The following is a 21,227-nucleotide window of genomic DNA, read 5'->3' on the forward strand; positions in this document are numbered from 1 at the left end:
ACGTTTCAGACACACCACACAGAGTCAAGAACACAAACGCAAGTCTGTTGTTAGCTGTTAATTTATGGCGTCAAACGATCATTATTCGATTTTGAAATGAGTGAATTCTGAATTATTCGCTTTTCGATTGCATCATTTCAGTTTACTGTTTATTTCAATTCTTATTACTCAAAAAATGGCTAATTACATGCTCGAAAAAGAACTAAAACTAGAGTATCAATCAGTACAACAAGGCTTTATTAGCTTGCTACCGATCTCAATATTTGTTGTGGTCTTTGGTACAGCTTTTGGTCTAGCTGCCGTTCAAGTCGGTCTAAGTGAATCCTCAGCTTTGTGGATGAGCACTCTGGTATTTGCAGGCGCTTCTCAGTTTGGGGCGTTAGACCTTTGGGGCGTGCAAGTCCCTATTATTCCTTCGGCTATCACGGTATTTGCGATTAATGCTCGCCATCTTCTGATCGGGGCAACGCTATACCCTCATATCAGAACAATGAAAGCTTTACCACGTTACAGCGTAATGCTATTTGCTTCAGATGCTAACTGGGCGATGTCCATGAAAGCGTTTGCTAATAATGACCACTCAAAAGGACTAGGAATTTTGTTTGGTGGAGGTCTAGCGCTTTGGATTTTCTGGATTATTGGTACTTGGGTTGGTGTTTATTTTGGTAACGCAATTCAAAACCCAGCAGCTTATGGTATTGATATGGTAATGGGCTGCTTTCTACTGACTATGGTACTTGAGGGCAATAAAGACCATGGCATCTACATTATCTGGGTATCTGCTGCATTCTCATCGATTATCGCGTATTTGTACCTACCAGAGAATGCCCACGTGATTGTAGGAGCACTGACTGGGGGGATTGCTGGAGTGCTGGTAGGAGATAAAAACAATGAACATTGAGACAACAGAATTTGGCACTTTGGCGATTATTGCCATCATGACTGTGGTAACCATCATTACACGTTGGGGTGGTATATACGTGATGTCCTACATTCCAATTAGTCAGCGAGTACAACAATTTATAGCCGCCATGTCGGGCTCAGTGCTAGTAGCGATTATTGCGCCATTATTTATTACTGGCGACATAGGAGCTAAAGTTGCTTTGCTAGTGACCGCCATTGGCACGCTAGTTTTGAAAAGGCCACTTTTATCAATCACATTTGGGATTTTGTTGGCAGCGCTAACACGGTCCTTGTAGCGTACCTAGCTGAAAAGAGCCTTTTACAGGCTCTTGATAAATTCCACTTAGGTGGTCACTGCTTTCAGACTTCTAAACCATTTTTTAATCGGTTGAACAATCCAGTATCGCGAAATGAAGAGCCCAATCTGAAAGAGAATATACTGACGCCGGCAGTATAGCATACAGACATAATCAAACTTCTCAGTTGGGCCTTCAAATAGGACATGAGGATAAATGTACTTCTGCCTCTCGGCAACTTTAGGGTTACGAGCACCTGACATGAAATAGCGTTTCTTCATGCGATATGCTTCCCAGCTAGCATAAATAAAGACAAACCCACGCTCAAAGTCAGAAAGCGCTCGTTCAACCCAAAGCCCCCCACCTTCAACAATATTTTCCGTTGCATATTGAAGGGGATGCTCCTTCATATCTACTGGTAAGTCAGCCATATAGACCAAAGGGTTACCGCAGTTCACTGAATACCCTGCACACATCTCTCCTTTTGAATCAAAAAATGCACGCACACATGTTCGACTTTGTAGATGTTCGACCCTAGTTTTATTACCTGATATCGATTGATAGTGCTTGGCAAACGCCTGAAAGTCCTCATCACTGGAAATACGTTTGCTCCTTAAGATCATGATTGATCCTCCATCGTAAATGGATAAGACACATCCATTTGGTAACGACCAGGAGAAACAATGTTGTCAGGATCAAATGCAGCTTTGATTCTGCTACGCAGCGTTAATGCATCTTTTTCAAGTTCGTGATCGCGACGGAATGGCATCTCATCGACAGCACGTCGATAGCAAGGCCATTGATAATGCTGATAGAGGGTTCGAAGTTTTTTTACTAGGTCTGTCGCTCGACTCACTTCGTCTGGATTGCCTGCATCATAATAAATGCTGATTATTGCCTGACACATATATGCGTTAACGGCAGTCAAAGTTACACCAAACTCAAAACCTGCTTTATCAAAAGCCTGTTTTGAAATACGCATACACTTTTTTACTTCTTCACCAAGCATAGGTAACGTTGGCGCAACCCAGTAAAAACCCGCTCCGTCTTCTACGGGGTTCATTTTTTCCGGTACGTTGCCACGGTAACGCCAATAACAACCTTTTAAAGCCAAATCTTTTGGGTTCCCCTCTAACATATCCATCATCTCAGTAAACTCATTAAGGCTATTCTGTAGACGCCGATAGACAGGCAAACGGCCCAAAAATCGGTTGGCACTAATAGCAATTTGATTCATCTGCTTCAATGTGGATAGGCTAACCACATTCACCTGTGCAACCGATTTGAGTAGTGCTTTTACACGCGCGGCTTTTGCTTTGGCAATTTTATGTGTTCCAGTAATAACAAAGGCTCCCGACCAAGGAGTCAGCTTGTACTGCTTACACAGTGACTCAATATCCCCCAGGTTAGCACCTTCATCAGAGCTCCACTTGGCGAAATTGAATCGTTCCATCATGGTTAACATTCGATAGGTGTTACCCAAGTGCGGTAGCCCATCAATACTACCTTCTGATTTCAGGCGACGCATGATTTCGATGTAAGCAGGCAAATCATTGGCTGACTTTAGACGAACGAGGCAACGTAAGCTGGACTCAGGTTTGAGCATCAGTTCAAACTTCATTTTGCTGATCACCGCAATATTATTCTGGGTGAACAATTCGTGAAGGTTAGCAGCAAGTCCCGCTCGACCACAGTATCGCACGCTCTGATTAAGCTTCATCACTTCGCCATTGGCTAATATTAACTCGCTGATGGTAAAGTGTTGACTTCGGTTACCCACAGGACCATGACCAAACCCTCTTTCCAGTACATTTCCCATTACACTTGTATCTGGCCCTGCTCCGGTACAATCCAGCATCCATGGAGTGTGCTTAAGATAAGATGACACCTGACCTTGTGTGACACCTGGTTCTATTTCGATGACTCCCAGTTCTTCATCAAAGCTCAGGATGCGATTCATGCCACTTAGGTCGAGTAGTGTACAGCCATCAGTGGCAGGTGATTTATAACCATACCCCCAGTTATTCCCTCTACCGATTGGATAGACAGATAGCTTTTTTACGTAAGCCTGCTTGATGGTTTGTTGTAAATCCACATCGTTCTCAGGATGGAGAATTTGGGGGACGGTACGCGAATGGTGACCAAGGCCACTGCGAAGTTCTATTGGCTGAGGTAAATCAACCTGTTCCACAACAGATGACACGTGTAGCTCCTTTACCGGTGAATAACAAGACTATTGAATTCTCAATCAATAGCTTCTTCTGCTGTTCTTATTGGGTGCAGGATTATCTCAGTAGCTGAAATATCAAACAACACACATATCTGCGGGGTGAATGCATTCAGCAAAAACAAGTAGATAACAACATTCACATTGACTTCACGAATAAAAAGTAAGGATTGGAAAGAGTGATTGATGAAATAGGTGCAGAATAAGAAGAAAAGGCGCTCTATAGATATAGTGAGTCTATTCATGATGCCTTACCACTCATCTAGTATTCAGATGATTCTGAGACAGACAAGTCAAAGGCCTGCTTCTTGCGCTTTTTGCGTTCGCTTTCTTACATTCAGAACTCCACCTGAGAGCTTACGCTAAAGGTAAGAAAATAGTCAGATTCGGAACCATCTCAGATGTCGAGAACGAAGAGCAAGAAGAAAACTCATACAAGAATCACTTTGCTACGGTGTACGCTAGTGTGGCGCTGACCCTTGTCTTTGTTATATTTAAGTTGGTTCAGTAACGACAAAACTAGATTCTCAAAGGAGTACAAGCACCTCCTCAAATACAAAAAAGCCTCACATGTGTGAGGCTTTGATTCATGTGTAAATCGTTAACCATCAATTCCTTTCGACTTTAGGAATTCGGAGTAAGTGCCACGGAAATCGTTAATCTTACCGTCTTTAATTTCCAGAATACGAGTAGCCAGAGAGTCCACAAACACTCGGTCATGCGATACGAAGAACAAAGTTCCTTTGTATTGCTCAAGCGCCGTATTCAATGATTCAATAGACTCCATGTCCATGTGGTTAGTTGGCTCATCCATTAGCAGCATGTTTGGCTTATGCATCATGATTTTACCAAGGAGCATGCGTCCTTGCTCACCACCGGAAAGCACTTTTACAGACTTTTTAATGTCGTCTTGACCAAACAACATACGCCCTAAGAATCCACGAATTACTTGCTCGTCGTCACCTTCTTGACGCCATTGCCTCATCCAATCCATTAAGTTCATGTCTTCAGCAAAGTCATGTGCATGGTCTTGAGCGTAGTAACCAATGTTAGCGTTTTCTGACCATTTAAATTCACCAGCGCGCGGTTCTAGTACACCCGCGAGAGTGTTCAAAAGCGTAGTTTTACCGACACCGTTCTCACCAATAATTGCTACACGCTCACCCACCTCAAAGATTGCATTGAAGTCTGAGAATAAATCTTCATCATAGCCTTGAGATAGGTTTTCAATGATAAGCGCATTACGGAACAGTTCTTTAGATTGTTCAAAACGAATAAACGGGTTCTGGCGACTAGACGGTTTAACTTCTTCTAACTGTATTTTGTCAATTTGCTTGGCACGTGAAGTCGCCTGCTTAGCCTTCGAGGCATTAGCAGAGAAGCGCGCAACGAATGTATTTAACTCGGCGATTTGAGCTTTCTTCTTTGCGTTATCAGCCAGTAAACGTTCACGAGCCTGAGTAGCTGCAACCATGTACTCATCATAGTTACCAGAAAATAGACGCAATTCGCCGTAATCTAGGTCGGCCATATGTGTACATACCGAGTTTAAGAAGTGACGGTCGTGCGAGATGATAATCATGGTACAGTTACGCTGATTCAATGTTTCTTCAAGCCAGCGAATAGTGTCCATATCAAGGTTGTTCGTAGGTTCGTCAAGGAGCATAATATGTGGGTCAGCGAACAGTACCTGAGCCAAAAGCACACGAAGTTTCCAGCCAGGTGCCACTTCGCTCATCAAACCGTAATGCTGTTCTTCTGGTATACCAACAGCTAGAAGAAGCTCACCGGCTTTTGCATCAGCCATGTAGCCATCCATTTCTGCAAACTCAACTTCAAGTTCAGCGACTTTAATACCGTCTTCTTCGGTCATTTCAGGCAAAGAATAGATACGATCACGTTCTTGTTTTACTTTCCACAGCTCTTTATAGCCCATGATAACGGTATCAATCACCGTAAACTCTTCATAAGCGAACTGATCCTGATTCAGCTTAGCAACACGCTCGTTTGGATCGTAACTAACGTTACCCCCTGTCGGGTCTAGTTCACCACTCAAAATCTTCATGAACGTTGACTTACCACAACCATTAGCCCCAATTAGGCCATAACGATTTCCTTCGCCAAATTTCACTGAAATGTTTTCGAACAGTGGTTTCGCCCCAAATTGCTGCGTGATGTTATTCGTACTTATGATGAGAGTATCCCCCTAAATTTCTCTATACTATTCATAAAGATAGAAAAATATTTTTTTGAAACAGATAAAAAATCGAGCAGAGTATAACAGCTTGGAACTGTGAACTACATCAATTGTTGGGGTCAATTACTCTTTCAGGCTGATTTTATAACCACCACTGATGTAGCTCCCAATCTCTAGCACAATAAAAAGGTGCCTTTAGCGAATCACTAAAGGCACCTTTCAACAACCCATTCCTAAAGGACAAAGGACTAAATTGATTCCCAACCACTCAATTCAACACATCGTCCTCGATACAAAACATCACTCTGGGGATCACGACTTGCAGTCACTATCAATTCAGAACTACTCTTTAACGTCTGCCATTCCACTGGCGACATATAACGAACATCTTCTACATTTTTCAGGCTATCAATCAATATAAGCTTGCCCGTTTCTCCCTCTCTCATCCAGACCATTGCTTGGCCCATCGGCACTTCATCCATACCTAGATTACGTTGCATGCGAAGGCTCGATTGACCCGGTTTATCGCCTTGGTATGCCACCAATGCAAAATGATTCTTCTCCGTTTCAGATGACATCATAGCCAAGTAGCGAACTTGAGCAACTTCAATGGGAGCAGAATTGTGCTGTAAAACTGGTTGAAGCCAAACACCAACTAACAGAGACATCGCCATTCCAGTTGGAAGCCACCACCAGCGTATACGTTTAGTCTCACTGCGAGCACTAACGGTATGAGCAGCGATGCGTTTCCAAACACGTTTAGGTGGCGGTTTGAACTCATGCTCTGAGGCACCAGACACTGTCGAAGGGCTCAGACCAGACAATTGCTGCTGCCAAAATTCTACATGCTCCCACCAAGTTGGGTCAGAAAGCATGAGTGCTTCCAGCCTTCTTCTTACTCGAGGAGTTTGAGTTCCCAGCACATATTCACTCGCTAGCTTATCTCTTAACTCAGAGTTTTGATAACGCCTGCTTATCAATCTGTCAGACATCGTTTCAACTCCTGTAAACCACGGCGTATCCAAGACTTGACGGTACCTAAAGGGGTTTCTACGTGGTGAACTATCTCCTGATGGCTCATTCCATGTCGATACGCAAGAACAATCACATTTCTCTTGTCTTCACTGAGCGCGGCTAAACATCGATTTAGCACAGTATCTGGTGTCGTTACGTGGCTCATTTCCACTTCCTCTAGCGACAAGGGCAAAGGCTCCTCCCCTCTCCTGGTGCGTTTTCTGACTTCATCGATAGCAAGATTCCTCATACTCTGGCAAAGCCAAGCCCAAGGGTAATCCACGGGATACCTTCCATCGTTATACCAAAGTTTAACGAAGCCTTCTTGAAGAAGGTCGGCTGCAACTTGGTCGTCTTTTACAACCCCACGGATTAGGCTGTACAATCTTGAACTGGTTAACCGATAGAGCGCTTCGAACGCCTGTTTGTCTCGAAGCGCTACTCTGGAAAGCAGTAAACCTATTTGATGTTTATCTGTACTCACACTTTCCTCATTGGATTACTAGGTGCCAGACGTTTTTGACCCCGTCACCACTGGTTTCACCGGGGGCTTTATCTTTAAACCAACGATAAAGCGGTTTACCCTGAAATGTCCACTGATACGATTGGTCATCTCTCTTAGCGATACCGAACCCACCTGATAACTTGAGGTTTTCAACCCCTTTTTTAGTTAGCTTAGAATCAACATACGCCGGAGGCCATTTCACTTCGCAATCCCCATAGCAAGTTGACTGATTCATTTTATCTTTATCGAAGGTATAGAGCGCTTGGTTACTGCTGTCGACCAAATAGCGCCGTTGACCATCATTAAAGAGCTTCACTGTCACATCATCGGCACGAGCAAGTGGCCATACACCTTTAACGCCTGCACCTGTTATGTCACCCGTTTGAGTATCTTTAAACCATCGGTATAGTGGTTTTCCTTGAATGGCCCATTGGCTGGTCCCATCAGCACGAGTAATTTTACTAAACGCGCTAAGTCCAGCAAATTGCGTACTATCCTCTCCTTCTGCCAATAATGGGGGCCATAATTTCTCACAGTCATCTACACATACGGATTTTCCCACTGGATCTTTAGCAAAAGTGTAAAGGGATTTACCTGCGCTATCGGTGTATACCTTACCGAAGTCAGTATCGCTTGTCTGCGTTGAAGCCATTGTGTAACTACTTGGTAGTAAGATCATCGCTGAAATTAAAAATGTTTTCATTGTCTTTATCCTTGCTATCGAGTCCAACCTTCACGGGCAAAAAAGAGGTTACCTTCGCTACTTTTAACAAAATCAATGAATGCCTGAGTTTGAGGCTCTGCTCCTTTGGTTTTGGCTAAGGTAAGATCACGATAAATCCGGCGTTCTGGCTCAATTTCAACGTAGTCAACCTTGTCCGCATGATTCAGAGGCCAGTGAATCCAGGTAATCCAAGCGTCCGCGTTCTGCTGTTGAAACGCTTTAAAACTGGCACCACTGCCCTTGGCGTACGCAATGATCTTCTCGCGGAAATTTTGAACATCAGCTAGCGAACCCGTTCGACCTGCAACATCTTCCCAGACACCTGTACCTGATGTGTTATAGACACCGAGACCTTCAGTCACCACAATACGCGATGGCTTATCTAATAAGTCTTTTATGCCAGTAATGTTTTTCGGATTACCTTTCTGGACTGCAATAACCGCTCTACGTAGATAGACAGGTTCAACATTTTGGTGGCTAATAAAGGGGTAAGTTTCAACAAAAGCACTCATAGATTGTTCAGAAGACCCAAAGATCAAATCTGCATTTTTTTGTGCACCTAAAGTCCATTTAGATTCAGGCCCAGCGATGACATTAACCTTTACGCCACTTTTTTTCGTAAACGCCTCTGCAGCATGACGCAGTGCGGTGTCTGGTCCCCCAGGGCCATAAACATTAATCACACCATCTCGAGGCTGGTGAACAATATTCGGGTCAAGTTTTGGTGATGCGAATGAGGACGTACTTGCAAACACCATAGCTAAGCTGGTCAAAATCAGATGACGCTTCATGTTTTCTCCTTGAAATAATAAAGATTCAGACAAGAGACGTGCAGACTTATGGTTTGGATGCAGAGAATTGGAATTTTTTTAATGTTTGATTTGTGAACCAGCCAACTCGTTCTACCCCACAAAACAAATCGCATCAGATACAAAGAGACTCACTCAAAGCTAAGCGAACTCAAGGAATTATCACGTTACACGTGGTAAGCTTGGCTAGTTAAGCGGGTGAAGATTCTTCGTTAGCGAAAAGCCATATGGATTCAAGACACGCCGCTACAAGTCATTACAGATACAAAGCAAGAGAACATTTATGCTTCTTCCAACGCAAACGAGTTGGGTTATTTTAGCTGGCGGTCAAGCCAGACGCATGGGCGGAAAAGACAAAGGTCTTATCGAACTCGATAATAAACCTCTGATTCAACATGTTTTTGAAAGACTGTCCAAGCAAGTTTCAGACATTATGATTAATGCCAACCGAAATCAGGAGATCTACTCCAAATACGCCACGGTCATTGGTGATGAAATCAAAGATTTTCCAGGGCCGATGGGCGGAATCCACGCAGGGTTGTCAGCGGCAAACAAGGACTGGGTTGGCTTCGTACCTTGTGATAGCCCGCAGATCAGCATGAATTTGGTTGAGCGATTCTGTGCCGCCGCCCAAGATGACTATGACATACTCGTTGCGCACGACGGGGACTTTCAGCAACCCGTCTTCACTCTCTATCACAAACGTGTGTTGCCAAAACTGACGGCATTTCTCGAGCGTGGCGATAGAAAAATCACTTTACTCTATAAAGAGTGCAAAACACGTAACGTCGATTTTAGCGATGCCAATGAGTGTTTCGTTAACCTAAACACTCCTATAGAGTTGGCACAATTTGGAACGGTAAACCAATGACACACTCGCTCCCTATCCCCATTCTGGGTTTTGCCGCTTACTCCGGCACAGGCAAGACAACCTTGTTGGAAGCATTGTTGCCTAAATTAACTCAAGCAGGGTTGCGCATTGGCATGCTTAAGCATGCCCATCATGACTTCGATGTCGATAAAGAAGGTAAAGATAGCTTTCGATTACGTAAAGCTGGAGCGTCTCAAATGTTGATTGCTTCCCGCAATCGATATGCTTTGATGACAGAAACGCCAGAAGCAGAATCTGAATTCGACTACCTTCTGAGCCGCTTTGATATCAACTCGCTTGATGTCATTCTTGTTGAAGGTTGTAAAAACATTGCTTTTCCAAAAATTGAACTTCACAGAGAAGAGATCGGAAAGCCTTGGCTTTATCCTAACGATGACAACATTATCGCTATCGCAGCAGATACTACTGTGGATAACGTGCTACTGCCTCAAATGAGCATTAATGATATCGATATGATCGCTCGCTTTGTCTATGACTACGTCAAGCGCGATCATCAGCCTCAAAACAATACGTCAGCAACCAGCGGTGACACTCTTTCTCCTGCTTTTCATTCCGTTGAACAGGGTTTAGAAAATGTCCTCTCTTCGCTCAAACCTATTGATCTGTTAGAGTCATGCTCCATTGAACTTAGCCAAGGGCGTGTTCTCGCTCGAGACGTACTCTCGCCAGTTACAACAAATGGTGCAGCCCTCTCTCATGGTCAAAGGCTCGCATCACCGGAAATGGGTATGATGGCTTCCCTTGGCTTGACACAATGCGAGGTTTATCGACGGTTAAAAGTAGCCATGTTCTTCCCTAGTGATGAGACAAAAGGGCCAGAGACCAAGCAAACGTCTAACTCAATGCACCAATCCAATCGCTTTATGTTATTGGCATTACTTGAAAAGCTTGGTTGTGAGATTCTTGAGCTTGGCTTTCTCGAAGGTAATGAGAAAAGCATAACACCTGCTCTACTGTCTGCTTCTGAAAAAGCCGATGTGATTATTAGTATTGGCAGTATTTCCATAGGTGACGCTAGTCCAGTCCAGCTTGATTGCGACAAGTTAGGTAAGATTGACTTCGGCATGAGACCAGGACACCGATGCGCCTATGGACAAGTCAACGATAAGCCTTTCTTTGGTCTTGCGAGTCACCCTATTGCTGTTATGGTGTCATTCATCAATGTTGTGGAGCCGGCACTGCGGAAAATACAGGGTGAAAAAGGCTGGCTGCCCCTCAAAGTTAGCGCTGTTACACAGGAGAATTTGCATTCGCGACAAGGTCAAACTGAATTTCGCCTTGGCAGCTATGAAATAGATTCTAATGGGCAGCTCAGGGTTAGAGGCACAGGCAAGCAAAGCTCTGGAGACCTGCAACCCATTAACGAAGCCAACTGCTTGATCGAGATTTCCCCAGCCGTTGATACTGTCAAGATTGGAGAAAGCGTGACAATCATTCCGCTTCAAGGCAGAATCTAGTGCATCCAAGGCCAGCTCAGCTGGCCTCATTTATCTTAAGAGAAATACATATGGCTCGCACAATCCTGTATACCTATAAGGGTGAAGACAAAACGCTAACTTTTTCGTATCAGCAACATCGTAATATTCATGAAGCCGTAGCCGAAGCTGAAGGTATCGATATTTCCGAGTTCCTAAAGATGGAACAGCAAATTGAAGCCGTGTCAGATACTAAGGCAATGCGCAATTATCGCGACAACCATTTCAGAAAATTGGGATTTGAGAAAATCACTCTCAAACAAAAAGAAAACCTTGGTGTCGGTAAGAAGAACAAGTAGTTATAAACAGGAGCCTAGCGCTCCTGGTAGTTAAGCTCAGCGGAATCGATCCAGTCGATAAGTTGCTTATAGTGTTCTTGTTGAAAGGCGTGCAAAGTCACTGTGATTACCATAAAAAAGAGCCTGCCTAAGCAAGCTCTCAAATTTATGCAATCAAATCAAGATTATTTGATGTTGAGGAAGGCAGCCCCACGTACACCACCAGAATCGCCATGTTTTGCTTTGATAATCTTCGGACACTTAGCAACAGATAGCAGATACTTAGGCACACGCTTTGGCATCTCTTCGTAAATGAGTTCGAAATTAGACAACCCACCACCTAGTGCAACAACATGTGGGTCATTAGCAGTAAAGATATTAGCAAAGCAAATTGCCAACAACTCCATAAAGCGCTCAACATGCTCTGCTGCTTTAGCTTCGCCTTCCTTGTATGCATTGATGATATCAATCGCTTTCTTCGCTTCGCCGTAATAGTGCTCGTATATTAACTCAAAGCCACGACCCGATAAGTAGCTGTCCAAGCAGCCTTTTTTACCACAGCCACAACCTAGTAGTGGCGCGTTGTCTCCTAGGTGGAACCAAGCATCAATCGGTAAACGCATATGTCCAAGCTCACCCGCCACGTGGTTACGACCGGAAAATACTTTGCCGTCGTAAATCAATCCACCACCAAAGCCAGTGCCAAGAATCAGCCCCATAACCGAAGGCTCATCTTTAAGCTCTTCATCCCACGCTTCAGAAAGTGCAAAGCAGTTCGCATCGTTTTCAATTTTAACGCTACGGCCTATTTTGGCTTCAAGGTCAGCGCGAAGTGGCTTACCTTTGGCCGCAGGCACATTGACCGTCAGAACGGTGGCATCATCGGCATCTTCCATTCCAGGTAGACCTAGACCGATCTTTCCTTCGCAGCCGAACTGTTTGTCATACTTATTCACCAGTTCAGCAATCGTGCTCACTAATAAAGAATAGTCTTCCGTTGGCGTTGGTACGCGCTCTGTGGCAACACGCTCTAGTTGTTCATTAAACGCACCAAATTCAATCTTAGTGCCTCCAACGTCAAAGCCGTAGTACATCGTATCTCTCCCAGAAACAAATATAAAAAAGTCAAAATCGGTTCATTATCCACATTGGTACGCCTACAATCCGTGACGTGGAACGAATTTAACCACTACCTAGACTTAACTGTGCAGACTATCGCCAACAAGCCGATTATTTTCAGACTGAATTCTCGTTTTTCACCTTCTGAAGATAATGTTGCAGCTGTGGCCGGTCAAAATTTGGCTTAATTCGGGTTTTGCTTAACAGGTAGCTTTCTTTAAACACGTCAAACCACAGTTTAAGCGTTTGCGCTGTCTGTTCTTCACCTAGCTGTTCAAGTACCAATGTGGCGACTTCCGCCGTAGCAAGGTGTTGCTCATTGTCAGAACGTCTCATGACGTACTGAGAAATTGATTCTGGCGACACTGACAAAACGGGAAGCGCATTCAGATATGGCGACTTTCGAAAAATGCGCCTAGCTTCTCTCCAGCTACCATCAAGAAAGATGAGTAATGGTTTTTTACCACCACACTGCTGGCGAGGATGTTCTCCAAGCAAACGAGACTTATCTTCAACGTACTCATCAGGAAACACCACGATGGGCTGATAATCTTGATGATTGAGCAGCGACAGCATCGCCTGATCAGGCTCTGTGCGACTCCATTGATACACATAACCTTCTTTTACCGTATCAAGGATAAGCCGCCCAGTATTGCTTGGCTTGAAGACTTCGTTTTCAGACACTAGCAGCATCACCGCCACTGAACTGGAGACATCTGGCTGATATGCACAGATACAAAAGTGTTCAGCTACCTGACAGTACTGACAACGCTGGACTTTACAGCCTCTTGCATTGAACGGTTTCGTCGAGTGCTCTAGGCGATGCTGATAGAGACGGTGAAAAGCGTGGATTCTCATGTAAGTTGATGGATAATGATAAAGGGTGCAGAGTTTACCTTGAGACAAATCCGTTGCAAGTTCCATGTGGGAGAAAAACGTCGTATGCAGAATCCAGATCTTATTCGCTTAAGCTTTTTTCTTTCTGTGCTCATGCTGTGTGGATTGTGGGAGTGGCTAACTCCACGAAAAAAGCTGACCCAGAATAAGCTCTATCGCTGGATCAACAACCTTGGTTTGGTCGGCTTTAACTCGCTTTTTCTTAGCCTATTTATGCCAGTATTGGCATTCGAAGCCGCAAACGTTGCTCTCAAACAGCAATGGGGCTTACTCAATCACCTAGATTTCCCCTTATTAGCGGAACTCATCATGTGTGTCATCTTTCTCGATCTGGTGATCTACCTCCAACATCTGGTCTTTCACAAAGCCCCTTGGCTATGGCGATTGCACAGAATGCATCATGCGGATCAGGATATTGACGTAACGACAGGCAGCCGCTTCCACCCGATTGAAATCGTGTTGTCGATGTGGATTAAAATTGGACTTGTGGTAGCACTGGGGGTTTCTCCTGTTGCAATCATCGTGTTTGAAATCGTTCTCAATGCAAGTGCGATGTTTAATCACAGTAACGCCAAGCTACCAATCAAAGTGGATGCTGTTCTACGCAAAGTCATTGTCACACCAGACATGCATCGCGTGCACCACTCAGTAATACCGAGAGAAACCCATTCTAACTTTGGTTTTTTTCTCTCTATCTGGGATCGCTGCTTCGGTACTTATATCGCCCAACCAGAGCATGGCCACAATAAGGTAAAGATTGGCATTCCACTTTTCCAGACGCCAAACGAACAAAGGCTCGATAAGATGCTTACCCAGCCTTTTAGAGAAGAGTAATAAACCTAATACCTATCTTAATAGTTAATGCAGCAGTTTATATTTATGAAGCATTGACTGTTGATGCCCTGCAATGTCTGCCACTTGCTCTGAGTTTTCGACCATAGATTCGAGCTGAAGCTTGGTTTGCTCTCCCTGATCCGATACATGAGTGATGGACTGGCTTACATCAGCAGTTGCCCTCTCCTGCTCTTCTGTCGCTACAGTAATTTGCTCCACTCGAAGACGTATCTGATCCACCGCTTGCTCGATATCTGCAAAGGTATTTTTCACTTGCTCACTAGACTCCAACGCATAAGTCATTTCTTCACGACTGGCTGATACTGCTGTACGTGACTTTTCAGCTGCTGCTACTAACTCATTCATTCGATCACGTATGTTTGATGTTTGCTGGGAAGTATCACTGGCAAGCTTACGAACTTCGTCGGCGACAACCGCAAACCCTCTACCCTGTTCACCAGCTCTGGCGGCTTCAATAGCGGCATTTAACGCCAATAAGTTGGTGTTTTCAGCAATACCAGAAATCATATCAACCATTTCACGAATCTGTTTAACTCGGCTATCCAATTCCACCATAGAGTCTTCATTGACATTGAGTGTCCCTTCTAAAGATTGCAGCCTACTCTGGTTCTGTTCAATGACGCTGACACCATTACTCGACAGTGCAGCAGCTTGCTGAGATTCTGTGTAAGACTCATTCGTTACAGTCGCTATTTCTTTGATCGATGCTTCGAGTTGAGTAACAGTCGCCACCATACTGGCTAAAGATTCATTTTGTCGAGCTAAGCTCAGGTTTGATTGTTCGGCCGCATCATGGCTAATTTCAGCGGTCTGATAAAGCGTTTCGCAATTTCGAGTAACTGTCGATATAGAATCTCGAGTTGACTCAATAACCTGATTAAGTTTTCGGGCAACTTCCTTCATTTCAAAAGGTCCGATCAATTGCACAGCACACGTTAAATCGTGTTCTGTCAGCTTATTCAAGCTTTCTTTAATATTATTAAGACCGCGATTTATCCAAGTGCGTAAAGAGGCCCACGACACTACAATGATGCCAACCAGAACCAAACTACTCACAATAAGTATTGTCGTCATTGAAGAAATAGTGCCATTAACAACAGCTTTACTGTCATCAATTAAGTCTTCCGCAGTATGAGAAATATTGTTAAGCAATGTAATCGTCTCATTTGCTAAGATTGCGGCTTGAGCAATTTGAGCTCTTTGTTTTTTTACCAACTCTAACTTGGTTAATATTTTTTTCAGTACCCCGGATTCAGAAAAACCAGCTTGAACCATATCGTAGGGGGCAATTAAGCTCGCAAACTCTTTAACATCCGGATGCCACTCCGCAAAGTCATCAAACGCCAGATTGATCCCTGCAATTCGACTTCGCATTTCTTTGTATTCAGACATCGCTTTGTTTAAGTCTGTTTGCATCATAAGCACTAAAAATGTGCTCTCCATTGAGCTCGCACTGGCAATGAACCGATTCGCCGCATCCGATGACTCAGGGTTATCCACGGCAAGAAATGAGCTAATACGATTCATTTCTGGGCCAATCGAACTGAGCCCGTATCGAAACTCTGTCACTTGAGCATCAATACTTGACTGCATTGTGAGTAGCGACGACTGTGTCATCAATATATTGCTGGTTAATTTAGACAGCGCGTCAACATTTCCTCTCAGAGCCAACTCCTGCTGTTGTGATATCGCTTGGTTAAAATTTGACGATATTTCAAATACTTGCTCTGCGAGCCCCAAGGTTTCATCTACGCTGCTTTCGGCTTTAGCCTTTATCGCGTTGAGCTCTTCAATGTCACTGGCTTGAGAACCATAACCTAACTGTTTGACCTGCTCCAAAATACTCTGTGTCAGCTTTGCGTTTGTCATGGCTAAAGGCAGGGCTTGATCTGAAAGACTGTTAAATTGGGCACCGACTCTCTCAATGCCTCTTAAGCTAGTGACAGATAAACTAATGACCAGTAAGGTAATCGTTAAAAAAACGACACTGATAGTTTGAATGAGTGAGTAACTCGTCTTTTGTTTGGGCATAAATTTGAACCAACATCATACAAAAGTTTAATCAGTGTGCGATTTTATGTAGACAATATGACAAGCAAATGTCATCAACAAATGGAATAAGCACCATGAATAGAGTTGCTTCGCAATTTTTGAAGGCTTTTTTAATTGTCCTCTTATCGGGTTGCTCAAGCCCACCACCCTCTGAAAGTTTTAATGACTTAGGAGCGACTCAAGTACTCAGCTCTTACGAAAAAAATGTTCAACAAGAATTTCTTGATGTCTATCGCGGTTGGAAAGGTGTCCCTTACCGGTTAGGTGGAAATAGCTACAACGGCATTGACTGTTCAGCCTTTGTTCAAATCGCTTACAAAGAAGCACTTAACATTCATTTACCACGGACAACATTAGCCCAAGTCAATATTGGTAATGAGCTGAATTACGAGCAAGTCAAGGTGGGAGATTTGGCTTTCTTTAAAACTTCAAGCAAAGTTCGTCATGTCGGTGTTTACATAGGCAACAAGCAGTTTATGCATGCTTCGACTTCGAAAGGTGTCATTATTTCAAGATTGGATAACCCTTATTGGGCATCAAAGTTTTGGCATTTCAGACGGGTTGCCACGCCGTCTGCAATTGATTGAAATTAGTCGTATTTAGCGACTGCGGAGTCAAATAAGTTTTTCACCAGAGCGATATACTCGTCAAGGAAAGCAATCTGCTCGTTTGTTGCAGGTTTAGCCCATACACCAGCTAACACTTCGCTCAAATCTTCAACCACCGAATCGGCCTCTTTAAGCAGTTGGAAGCGAACGCTTGAGTGTAGCTCTGGGTTTTGCTCAAAAATGGCCATGATGTTACTTGCTACCATATCGGTAACCACATCTTCGACACTTTCAGCACCTACGTCTCCATCTTCAGATGAGAAGACATCAAGATTAAATGCCAGATGCTCAATAAGTGCTAGGTAGCCATCGGTTTCAACAACCACTGTCGTTCTCCATTCGTTATTCTGTTTTGCGAGTCACTTTCTAATACTAAGACATATCAATGAGTTTTCACAACTCAACTCGACTCGGATACTCATAAAATTCGAACGTTGGTTATACCTCAGTTCACGGATTTGACTTAATTCGCGACTGATGGCTTTGAACTAGGATCAAGTTTTATCGAGCGAAACCATTTTACTCACTAACCCTCACCATATGGATATGACCAAGCTCACAAATTAATAAGCTTAATGAAAACCTCAACTAAATGATTGAATTTTTTGCAGTCTGATTCAGAATTAACCAGCGCCTTATTCTATAATGTTAATACTCAACTGCGAAAACGGATCGAGATATGTGGCAAGCCATCACTAAACAACTGTCTGAAACACTCTTGTTTTCTTTTGATATTGTCGAAAAAAATCGTCTCAGTGGCGGTGATATTAGTGACTGTTACATGATTAGCGATGGTGAGCAGCGCTATTTCGTTAAGATCAATCAAAGAGACTTTTACCCTAAATTCGAAATAGAAGCCGAAAATATCCGCATATTAAGAGAAAGCTCCAGCGTTTTCGTTCCTGAGCATATACTCACAGGTAAGTGTAAAGAACATGCCTTTATTATCTTAAATTATTTACCGACTAAACCGCTCGACGATAGCAGTAACAGCTTCAAGTTCGGTCAACAACTTGCCAAACTTCATCAATGGGGTGAGCAAAGAGAGTACGGTTTTGACCAAGATAATTTCATTGGTTCAACCTTGCAGCCCAACAAATGGGATAGAAAATGGGGGCGTTTTTTTGCTGAGCAACGGATTGGCTGGCAACTCCAACTTATGAAAGAAAAAGGCGTTACTTTAGTCGATATTGGCGATTTCACTCGCCTTGTTCAAGATAGGTTATGCAATCATCATCCCCGTCCTTCCCTACTGCATGGCGATCTTTGGCACGGTAACGTTGCAAACTCAGTTTTTGGACCTATTTGTTATGACCCAGCTTGTTATTGGGGAGATAGAGAATGCGATATCGCAATGACGGAACTATTTGAAGGTTTTCAACCCGAATTCTACCAAGGTTATGAGAGCATCCTGCCATTGGATTTAGCCTATAACGAACGCAAAGATATATACAATTTGTATCACCTACTCAACCACTACAATCAGTTTGGTGGGCATTATCTGGATCAGTGTGAAAGGACAATCAATAAAATATTGACCTATTAATCATGGTAGTTCCTTATTTAACAATTAGTTACATACATCCATTAGCGAAACTGTTAATACTTATTCCAACACCGAGCTCTATCTTGGTGTTTTTTATTAGCCACCTCAAACTTTGAACTTAATTTACGTCTATTACTAACTTAACGACTTAAGATTAATGTGTCGGAGCCACAAAGAATGGATTGCCATACCCCATATTCCACCCACGGGTATGGATGGCTTGGGCATTGATCTCATCAAAGACGTAAGGAAGAGAGCTATGCGAAAATACACTGAAAAAAGAGTTACCTGCCCTCACTGTGGGCACTCGATTGGTATCACTTTAGATGCGACCAACGGGAGTCAAAACTTTTATGATGACTGCCCTGCTTGCTGTAATGCCATTCATCTCAGCATGATGGTTAACGAACAGTTGGACGAAATAGAACTCTCAATTGACGCTGACGACGAGCAAATTTTTTAAAAAAGCGCCGTTAGGCGCCTTTGTACATCTCAACTAAAGGAGTTTCTTAGCCGCTAGAACACGTTCTACCGAATCCACAATAGCCTGTGTTTGCGGGTCAAACTCAACATTCACTTTATCGCCCTTTTGGCGCTGACCAAATAGCGTTCTTTGCAAAGTTTCTGGAATCAAGTGAACTGAAAAGCGATTCCCTTCCACTTCACCAATCGTTAACGAGCAACCATCAAGCCCAATAAACCCTTTAGGTAAAATATATCGCATGTTTTCTTCAGGAAGTTCAAACCACACGGTACGGTTATTTGGTGTATCGATCACATCTGACACTTCAGCAGCTAAAGCAATATGCCCAGACATAGTGTGGCCACCAATTTCATCACCAAACCTCGCCGCACGTTCGATATTGACAGCATGACCAACTTCTAATTCACCCAGGTTAGTTAACCTCAGAGTCGACTGAATCAAATCAAAAGACACATTTTCGCCTTCGATTTTCGTCACTGTCAGGCAACAGCCATTATGAGCAACCGAAGCACCAATAGATAAGCCTTGGCTCATTGAAGAATCTAATCGAATAACATGAGTTTGAAACGACTCTTTCTTTTCAATGGCAATCACTTCTGCCATTCCCTGAACAATTCCAGTAAACATTGCAAATTCCAGCAGTTTTTCGTGGAGGTTAGTGTGACATTTAATTATCATTTAGCACAACAGCACCATGTATAAATTATCGATAATAATCTGGTGCTCTCCTCTTTGATTTTCGAGTTGATTCCATAGTTTGATTCTGCAGAAATCAAAACACTTTTGCTTTCATTGGAGTTTTTACGTGCATCGATACAAACAAGAAGCGAATACCTTGGTCAAACTGGCAACACCGGTATTGATCGCCTCTGTCGCCCAAACGGGCATGAGCTTTGTTGATACCGTCATGGCTGGTGGCGTCAGTGCCATAGATATGGCTGCCGTATCCATTGCTTCAAGCATCTGGCTACCTTCTATACTTTTTGGTGTAGGCTTATTGATGGCGTTGGTTCCGGTCGTCGCCCAGCTCAATGGCTCTGGTCGCCAGATTAAAATTCCATTCGAAATACAACAAGGCATCGCGATGGCTCTACTCATCTCGATTCCAATCATTGGCGTATTATTTCAAACCAAAGCCATCATGGGTTTGATGGATGTCGAACAGCTTATGGCAGAAAAGACCAATGGCTACATGCATGCAGTTATGTACGCCGTACCTGCCTTTCTCTTGTTCCAAACACTGCGAAGCTTTACCGACGGTATGTCGCTGACCAAGCCCGCAATGGTTATCGGATTCATTGGTCTACTGTTTAACATTCCACTTAACTGGATCTTTGTTTACGGTAAATTTGGCGCACCAGCACTTGGTGGTGTAGGCTGTGGTGTTGCGACAACCATCGTTTACTGGCTGATGTTCTTTATGCTGTTGTTTTATGTCATTACATCAAAACGCGTTGCACACATTAATCTTTTCGGACAGTTCCACAAACCTCAACTGAAACCCCTTACGCGCTTGTTCAAACTCGGTTTTCCAGTGGCTGCTGCGCTCTTTTTTGAAGTTACCCTATTCGCTGTCGTTGCCCTACTGGTTGCTCCGCTTGGATCATTGATTGTTGCAGCACACCAAGTCGCCATTAATTTCTCTTCGTTAGTGTTTATGTTGCCAATGAGTATTGGCGCAGCAACCAGTATTCGTGTCGGCCATAGCCTTGGGGAAAACAATGTTGAAGGGGCAGCTATTGCGTCTCGCGTTGGCATCATTGTGTCGGTCGCTTTGGCTCTTTCTACCGCGCTCTTAACCGTGCTGTTCCGAGAACAAGTTGCGTTACTTTATACTGACAACCGAGCGGTCATTGATATTGCTTTGCAATTGTTATTGTTTGCTGCAATTTATCAGGTCACAGATGCCGTTCAAGTTGTCGCGGCTGGTGCATTGCGCGGTTACAAAGACATGGCTGCTATATTCAATCGTACTTTTATCGCTTACTGGATCTTGGGCTTACCTATTGGTTACATCTTAGCTATGACGGATTGGATTGTTCAACCTATGGGCGCGCATGGCTTTTGGATAGGTTTCATCATTGGCCTATCTTCCGCTGCACTTATGCTCGGTCTTCGCCTTCGGTGGATGCATCGGCAACCTAATAACATTCAGTTGGAGTTTGCCTCCAAATAACAGTGAAAGGTCAGCCATGCTGCAATGTAGATCAGATAAGGATCGGTTGACCGATCCTTCTGATGAGAGACAATCGGAAATCTGTTTATAGGTTTCCGATTTTTTATGTCTATTCAACACTTCTTTGCCGACTTCCTTGAAGAAAACCCTGTTGATGTTGCCCAGCTCAC

At 43.6% G+C, this 21,227-nt stretch carries 23 protein-coding genes; 10 read left to right on the plus strand and 13 right to left on the minus strand.

The window, feature by feature from the left end:
* Positions 1-187 precede the first annotated feature (187 nt).
* Positions 188-901, plus strand: a complete 714-nt coding sequence (locus L1D15_RS12240) for an AzlC family ABC transporter permease (protein WP_239875846.1) — start codon at positions 188-190, stop codon at positions 899-901.
* Positions 891-1,199: an AzlD domain-containing protein gene (locus tag L1D15_RS12245; protein ID WP_239836969.1), complete on the plus strand. Its 309-nt coding sequence runs from the start codon at positions 891-893 to the stop codon at positions 1,197-1,199. The genes L1D15_RS12240 and L1D15_RS12245 overlap by 11 nt, the downstream gene beginning before the upstream one ends.
* Before the next feature lie 47 nt (positions 1,200-1,246).
* Here L1D15_RS12245 and L1D15_RS12250 read toward each other — a convergent pair whose 3' ends face one another.
* The 8 genes from L1D15_RS12250 to L1D15_RS12285 form a co-directional block, all read right to left on the minus strand.
* Complete coding sequence (locus L1D15_RS12250) at positions 1,247-1,822, minus strand: hypothetical protein (protein WP_239875848.1); 576 nt, start codon at positions 1,820-1,822, stop codon at positions 1,247-1,249.
* Positions 1,819-3,402, minus strand: a complete 1,584-nt coding sequence (locus L1D15_RS22115) for an FAD-binding protein (protein ID WP_239875849.1) — start codon at positions 3,400-3,402, stop codon at positions 1,819-1,821. The genes L1D15_RS12250 and L1D15_RS22115 overlap by 4 nt, the downstream gene beginning before the upstream one ends.
* A gap of 41 nt (positions 3,403-3,443) precedes the next feature.
* Positions 3,444-3,671, minus strand: a complete 228-nt coding sequence (locus tag L1D15_RS12260) for a hypothetical protein (protein WP_239875850.1) — start codon at positions 3,669-3,671, stop codon at positions 3,444-3,446.
* Between the two features lie 356 nt (positions 3,672-4,027).
* Entirely contained in the window at positions 4,028-5,620 is a 1,593-nt protein-coding gene (locus L1D15_RS12265; protein ID WP_239875877.1) for an ABC-F family ATPase, read from the minus strand.
* A 251-nt stretch (positions 5,621-5,871) separates the two neighbouring features.
* A complete protein-coding gene (locus L1D15_RS12270) occupies positions 5,872-6,615 on the minus strand; it encodes a hypothetical protein (RefSeq protein WP_239875852.1) in 744 nt (247 codons plus the stop codon).
* A complete protein-coding gene (locus L1D15_RS12275; RefSeq protein ID WP_239836977.1) occupies positions 6,600-7,121 on the minus strand; it encodes an RNA polymerase sigma factor in 522 nt (173 codons plus the stop codon). The genes L1D15_RS12270 and L1D15_RS12275 overlap by 16 nt, the downstream gene beginning before the upstream one ends.
* A gap of 7 nt (positions 7,122-7,128) precedes the next feature.
* Complete coding sequence (locus tag L1D15_RS12280; RefSeq protein ID WP_239875854.1) at positions 7,129-7,845, minus strand: hypothetical protein; 717 nt, start codon at positions 7,843-7,845, stop codon at positions 7,129-7,131.
* 14 nt (positions 7,846-7,859) lie between these two features.
* Positions 7,860-8,657 carry a substrate-binding domain-containing protein gene (locus L1D15_RS12285; protein ID WP_239866380.1) on the minus strand — a complete coding sequence of 266 codons (798 nt, stop codon included), beginning with the start codon at positions 8,655-8,657 and terminating at the stop codon, positions 7,860-7,862.
* A 301-nt stretch (positions 8,658-8,958) separates the two neighbouring features.
* On the opposite strand from L1D15_RS12285, the gene mobA reads away from it, so the two are divergent.
* Genes mobA through L1D15_RS12300 form a run of 3 tightly spaced genes read left to right on the plus strand, consistent with a single transcriptional unit; the run spans position 8,959 to position 11,341 of the window.
* A complete protein-coding gene (mobA, locus tag L1D15_RS12290) occupies positions 8,959-9,546 on the plus strand; it encodes a molybdenum cofactor guanylyltransferase MobA (protein WP_239836983.1) in 588 nt (195 codons plus the stop codon).
* A complete protein-coding gene (mobB, locus tag L1D15_RS12295; RefSeq protein ID WP_239875856.1) occupies positions 9,543-11,024 on the plus strand; it encodes a molybdopterin-guanine dinucleotide biosynthesis protein B in 1,482 nt (493 codons plus the stop codon). Before mobA ends, mobB begins: the two co-directional genes overlap by 4 nt.
* Positions 11,025-11,074: 50 nt before the next feature.
* Positions 11,075-11,341, plus strand: coding sequence for a DUF2960 domain-containing protein (locus tag L1D15_RS12300; protein WP_239875858.1), 267 nt, complete (start codon positions 11,075-11,077; stop codon positions 11,339-11,341).
* A 164-nt stretch (positions 11,342-11,505) separates the two neighbouring features.
* On the opposite strand, the gene nagK is transcribed toward L1D15_RS12300, so the two are convergent.
* Positions 11,506-12,414: an N-acetylglucosamine kinase gene (nagK, locus tag L1D15_RS12305; protein ID WP_019276128.1), complete on the minus strand. Its 909-nt coding sequence runs from the start codon at positions 12,412-12,414 to the stop codon at positions 11,506-11,508.
* Between the two features lie 142 nt (positions 12,415-12,556).
* On the minus strand, positions 12,557-13,297 hold the full coding sequence (locus L1D15_RS12310; protein ID WP_239875879.1) for a tRNA-uridine aminocarboxypropyltransferase: 741 nt from the start codon (positions 13,295-13,297) through the stop codon (positions 12,557-12,559).
* A gap of 84 nt (positions 13,298-13,381) precedes the next feature.
* Between L1D15_RS12310 and L1D15_RS12315 the strand changes: the two genes are divergently transcribed.
* Entirely contained in the window at positions 13,382-14,170 is a 789-nt protein-coding gene (locus L1D15_RS12315) for a sterol desaturase family protein (RefSeq protein ID WP_239875860.1), read from the plus strand.
* Positions 14,171-14,194: 24 nt separating this feature from the next.
* Here the strand turns inward: L1D15_RS12315 and L1D15_RS12320 are convergent, their stop codons facing one another.
* The gene (locus tag L1D15_RS12320; RefSeq protein ID WP_239875862.1) at positions 14,195-16,222 is read right to left on the minus strand and encodes a methyl-accepting chemotaxis protein; all 2,028 of its coding nucleotides are present in this window, start codon (positions 16,220-16,222) and stop codon (positions 14,195-14,197) included.
* A 95-nt stretch (positions 16,223-16,317) separates the two neighbouring features.
* On the opposite strand from L1D15_RS12320, the gene L1D15_RS12325 reads away from it, so the two are divergent.
* Complete coding sequence (locus L1D15_RS12325; RefSeq protein WP_239866370.1) at positions 16,318-16,830, plus strand: NlpC/P60 family protein; 513 nt, start codon at positions 16,318-16,320, stop codon at positions 16,828-16,830.
* 2 nt (positions 16,831-16,832) lie between these two features.
* Here L1D15_RS12325 and L1D15_RS12330 read toward each other — a convergent pair whose 3' ends face one another.
* Positions 16,833-17,177, minus strand: a complete 345-nt coding sequence (locus tag L1D15_RS12330) for a DUF3802 family protein (protein WP_239837000.1) — start codon at positions 17,175-17,177, stop codon at positions 16,833-16,835.
* Between the two features lie 353 nt (positions 17,178-17,530).
* Here L1D15_RS12330 and L1D15_RS12335 point away from each other — a divergent pair, with 353 nt between their 5' ends.
* Both L1D15_RS12335 and L1D15_RS12340 read left to right on the plus strand, forming a co-directional pair.
* Entirely contained in the window at positions 17,531-18,397 is an 867-nt protein-coding gene (locus L1D15_RS12335; protein ID WP_239837002.1) for a fructosamine kinase family protein, read from the plus strand.
* A 259-nt stretch (positions 18,398-18,656) separates the two neighbouring features.
* Positions 18,657-18,860, plus strand: coding sequence for a CPXCG motif-containing cysteine-rich protein (locus L1D15_RS12340; RefSeq protein ID WP_019276122.1), 204 nt, complete (start codon positions 18,657-18,659; stop codon positions 18,858-18,860).
* A gap of 33 nt (positions 18,861-18,893) precedes the next feature.
* Here L1D15_RS12340 and L1D15_RS12345 read toward each other — a convergent pair whose 3' ends face one another.
* Complete coding sequence (locus L1D15_RS12345; protein ID WP_239866366.1) at positions 18,894-19,508, minus strand: riboflavin synthase subunit alpha; 615 nt, start codon at positions 19,506-19,508, stop codon at positions 18,894-18,896.
* Between the two features lie 178 nt (positions 19,509-19,686).
* Between L1D15_RS12345 and L1D15_RS12350 the strand changes: the two genes are divergently transcribed.
* On the plus strand, positions 19,687-21,057 hold the full coding sequence (locus L1D15_RS12350) for an MATE family efflux transporter (protein ID WP_239875864.1): 1,371 nt from the start codon (positions 19,687-19,689) through the stop codon (positions 21,055-21,057).
* Positions 21,058-21,227 lie beyond the last annotated feature (170 nt).

The sequence above is a fragment of the Vibrio sp. Isolate25 genome (assembly GCF_022398025.1).
Taxonomy (GTDB): Bacteria; Pseudomonadota; Gammaproteobacteria; order Enterobacterales; family Vibrionaceae; genus Vibrio; species Vibrio coralliilyticus_A.

Bases quoted from the DNA above. Each gene is read 5' to 3' on its own strand.
- L1D15_RS12260 (WP_239875850.1), bottom strand. From the start codon at position 3,671: ATGAATAGACTCACTATATCTATAGAGCGCCTTTTCTTCTTATTCTGC.
- L1D15_RS12300 (WP_239875858.1), top strand. From the start codon at position 11,075: ATGGCTCGCACAATCCTGTATACCTATAAGGGTGAAGACAAAACGCTA.
- L1D15_RS12315 (WP_239875860.1), top strand. From the start codon at position 13,382: ATGCAGAATCCAGATCTTATTCGCTTAAGCTTTTTTCTTTCTGTGCTC.
- L1D15_RS12310 (WP_239875879.1), bottom strand. From the start codon at position 13,297: ATGAGAATCCACGCTTTTCACCGTCTCTATCAGCATCGCCTAGAGCAC.
- L1D15_RS12285 (WP_239866380.1), bottom strand. From the start codon at position 8,657: ATGAAGCGTCATCTGATTTTGACCAGCTTAGCTATGGTGTTTGCAAGT.
- L1D15_RS12335 (WP_239837002.1), top strand. From the start codon at position 17,531: ATGTGGCAAGCCATCACTAAACAACTGTCTGAAACACTCTTGTTTTCT.
- mobB (WP_239875856.1), top strand. From the start codon at position 9,543: ATGACACACTCGCTCCCTATCCCCATTCTGGGTTTTGCCGCTTACTCC.
- nagK (WP_019276128.1), bottom strand. From the start codon at position 12,414: ATGTACTACGGCTTTGACGTTGGAGGCACTAAGATTGAATTTGGTGCG.
- L1D15_RS12340 (WP_019276122.1), top strand. From the start codon at position 18,657: ATGCGAAAATACACTGAAAAAAGAGTTACCTGCCCTCACTGTGGGCAC.
- mobA (WP_239836983.1), top strand. From the start codon at position 8,959: ATGCTTCTTCCAACGCAAACGAGTTGGGTTATTTTAGCTGGCGGTCAA.
- L1D15_RS12320 (WP_239875862.1), bottom strand. From the start codon at position 16,222: ATGCCCAAACAAAAGACGAGTTACTCACTCATTCAAACTATCAGTGTC.
- L1D15_RS12245 (WP_239836969.1), top strand. From the start codon at position 891: ATGAACATTGAGACAACAGAATTTGGCACTTTGGCGATTATTGCCATC.
- L1D15_RS12325 (WP_239866370.1), top strand. From the start codon at position 16,318: ATGAATAGAGTTGCTTCGCAATTTTTGAAGGCTTTTTTAATTGTCCTC.
- L1D15_RS12270 (WP_239875852.1), bottom strand. From the start codon at position 6,615: ATGTCTGACAGATTGATAAGCAGGCGTTATCAAAACTCTGAGTTAAGA.
- L1D15_RS12280 (WP_239875854.1), bottom strand. From the start codon at position 7,845: ATGAAAACATTTTTAATTTCAGCGATGATCTTACTACCAAGTAGTTAC.
- L1D15_RS12240 (WP_239875846.1), top strand. From the start codon at position 188: ATGCTCGAAAAAGAACTAAAACTAGAGTATCAATCAGTACAACAAGGC.
- L1D15_RS12250 (WP_239875848.1), bottom strand. From the start codon at position 1,822: ATGATCTTAAGGAGCAAACGTATTTCCAGTGATGAGGACTTTCAGGCG.
- L1D15_RS12345 (WP_239866366.1), bottom strand. From the start codon at position 19,508: ATGTTTACTGGAATTGTTCAGGGAATGGCAGAAGTGATTGCCATTGAA.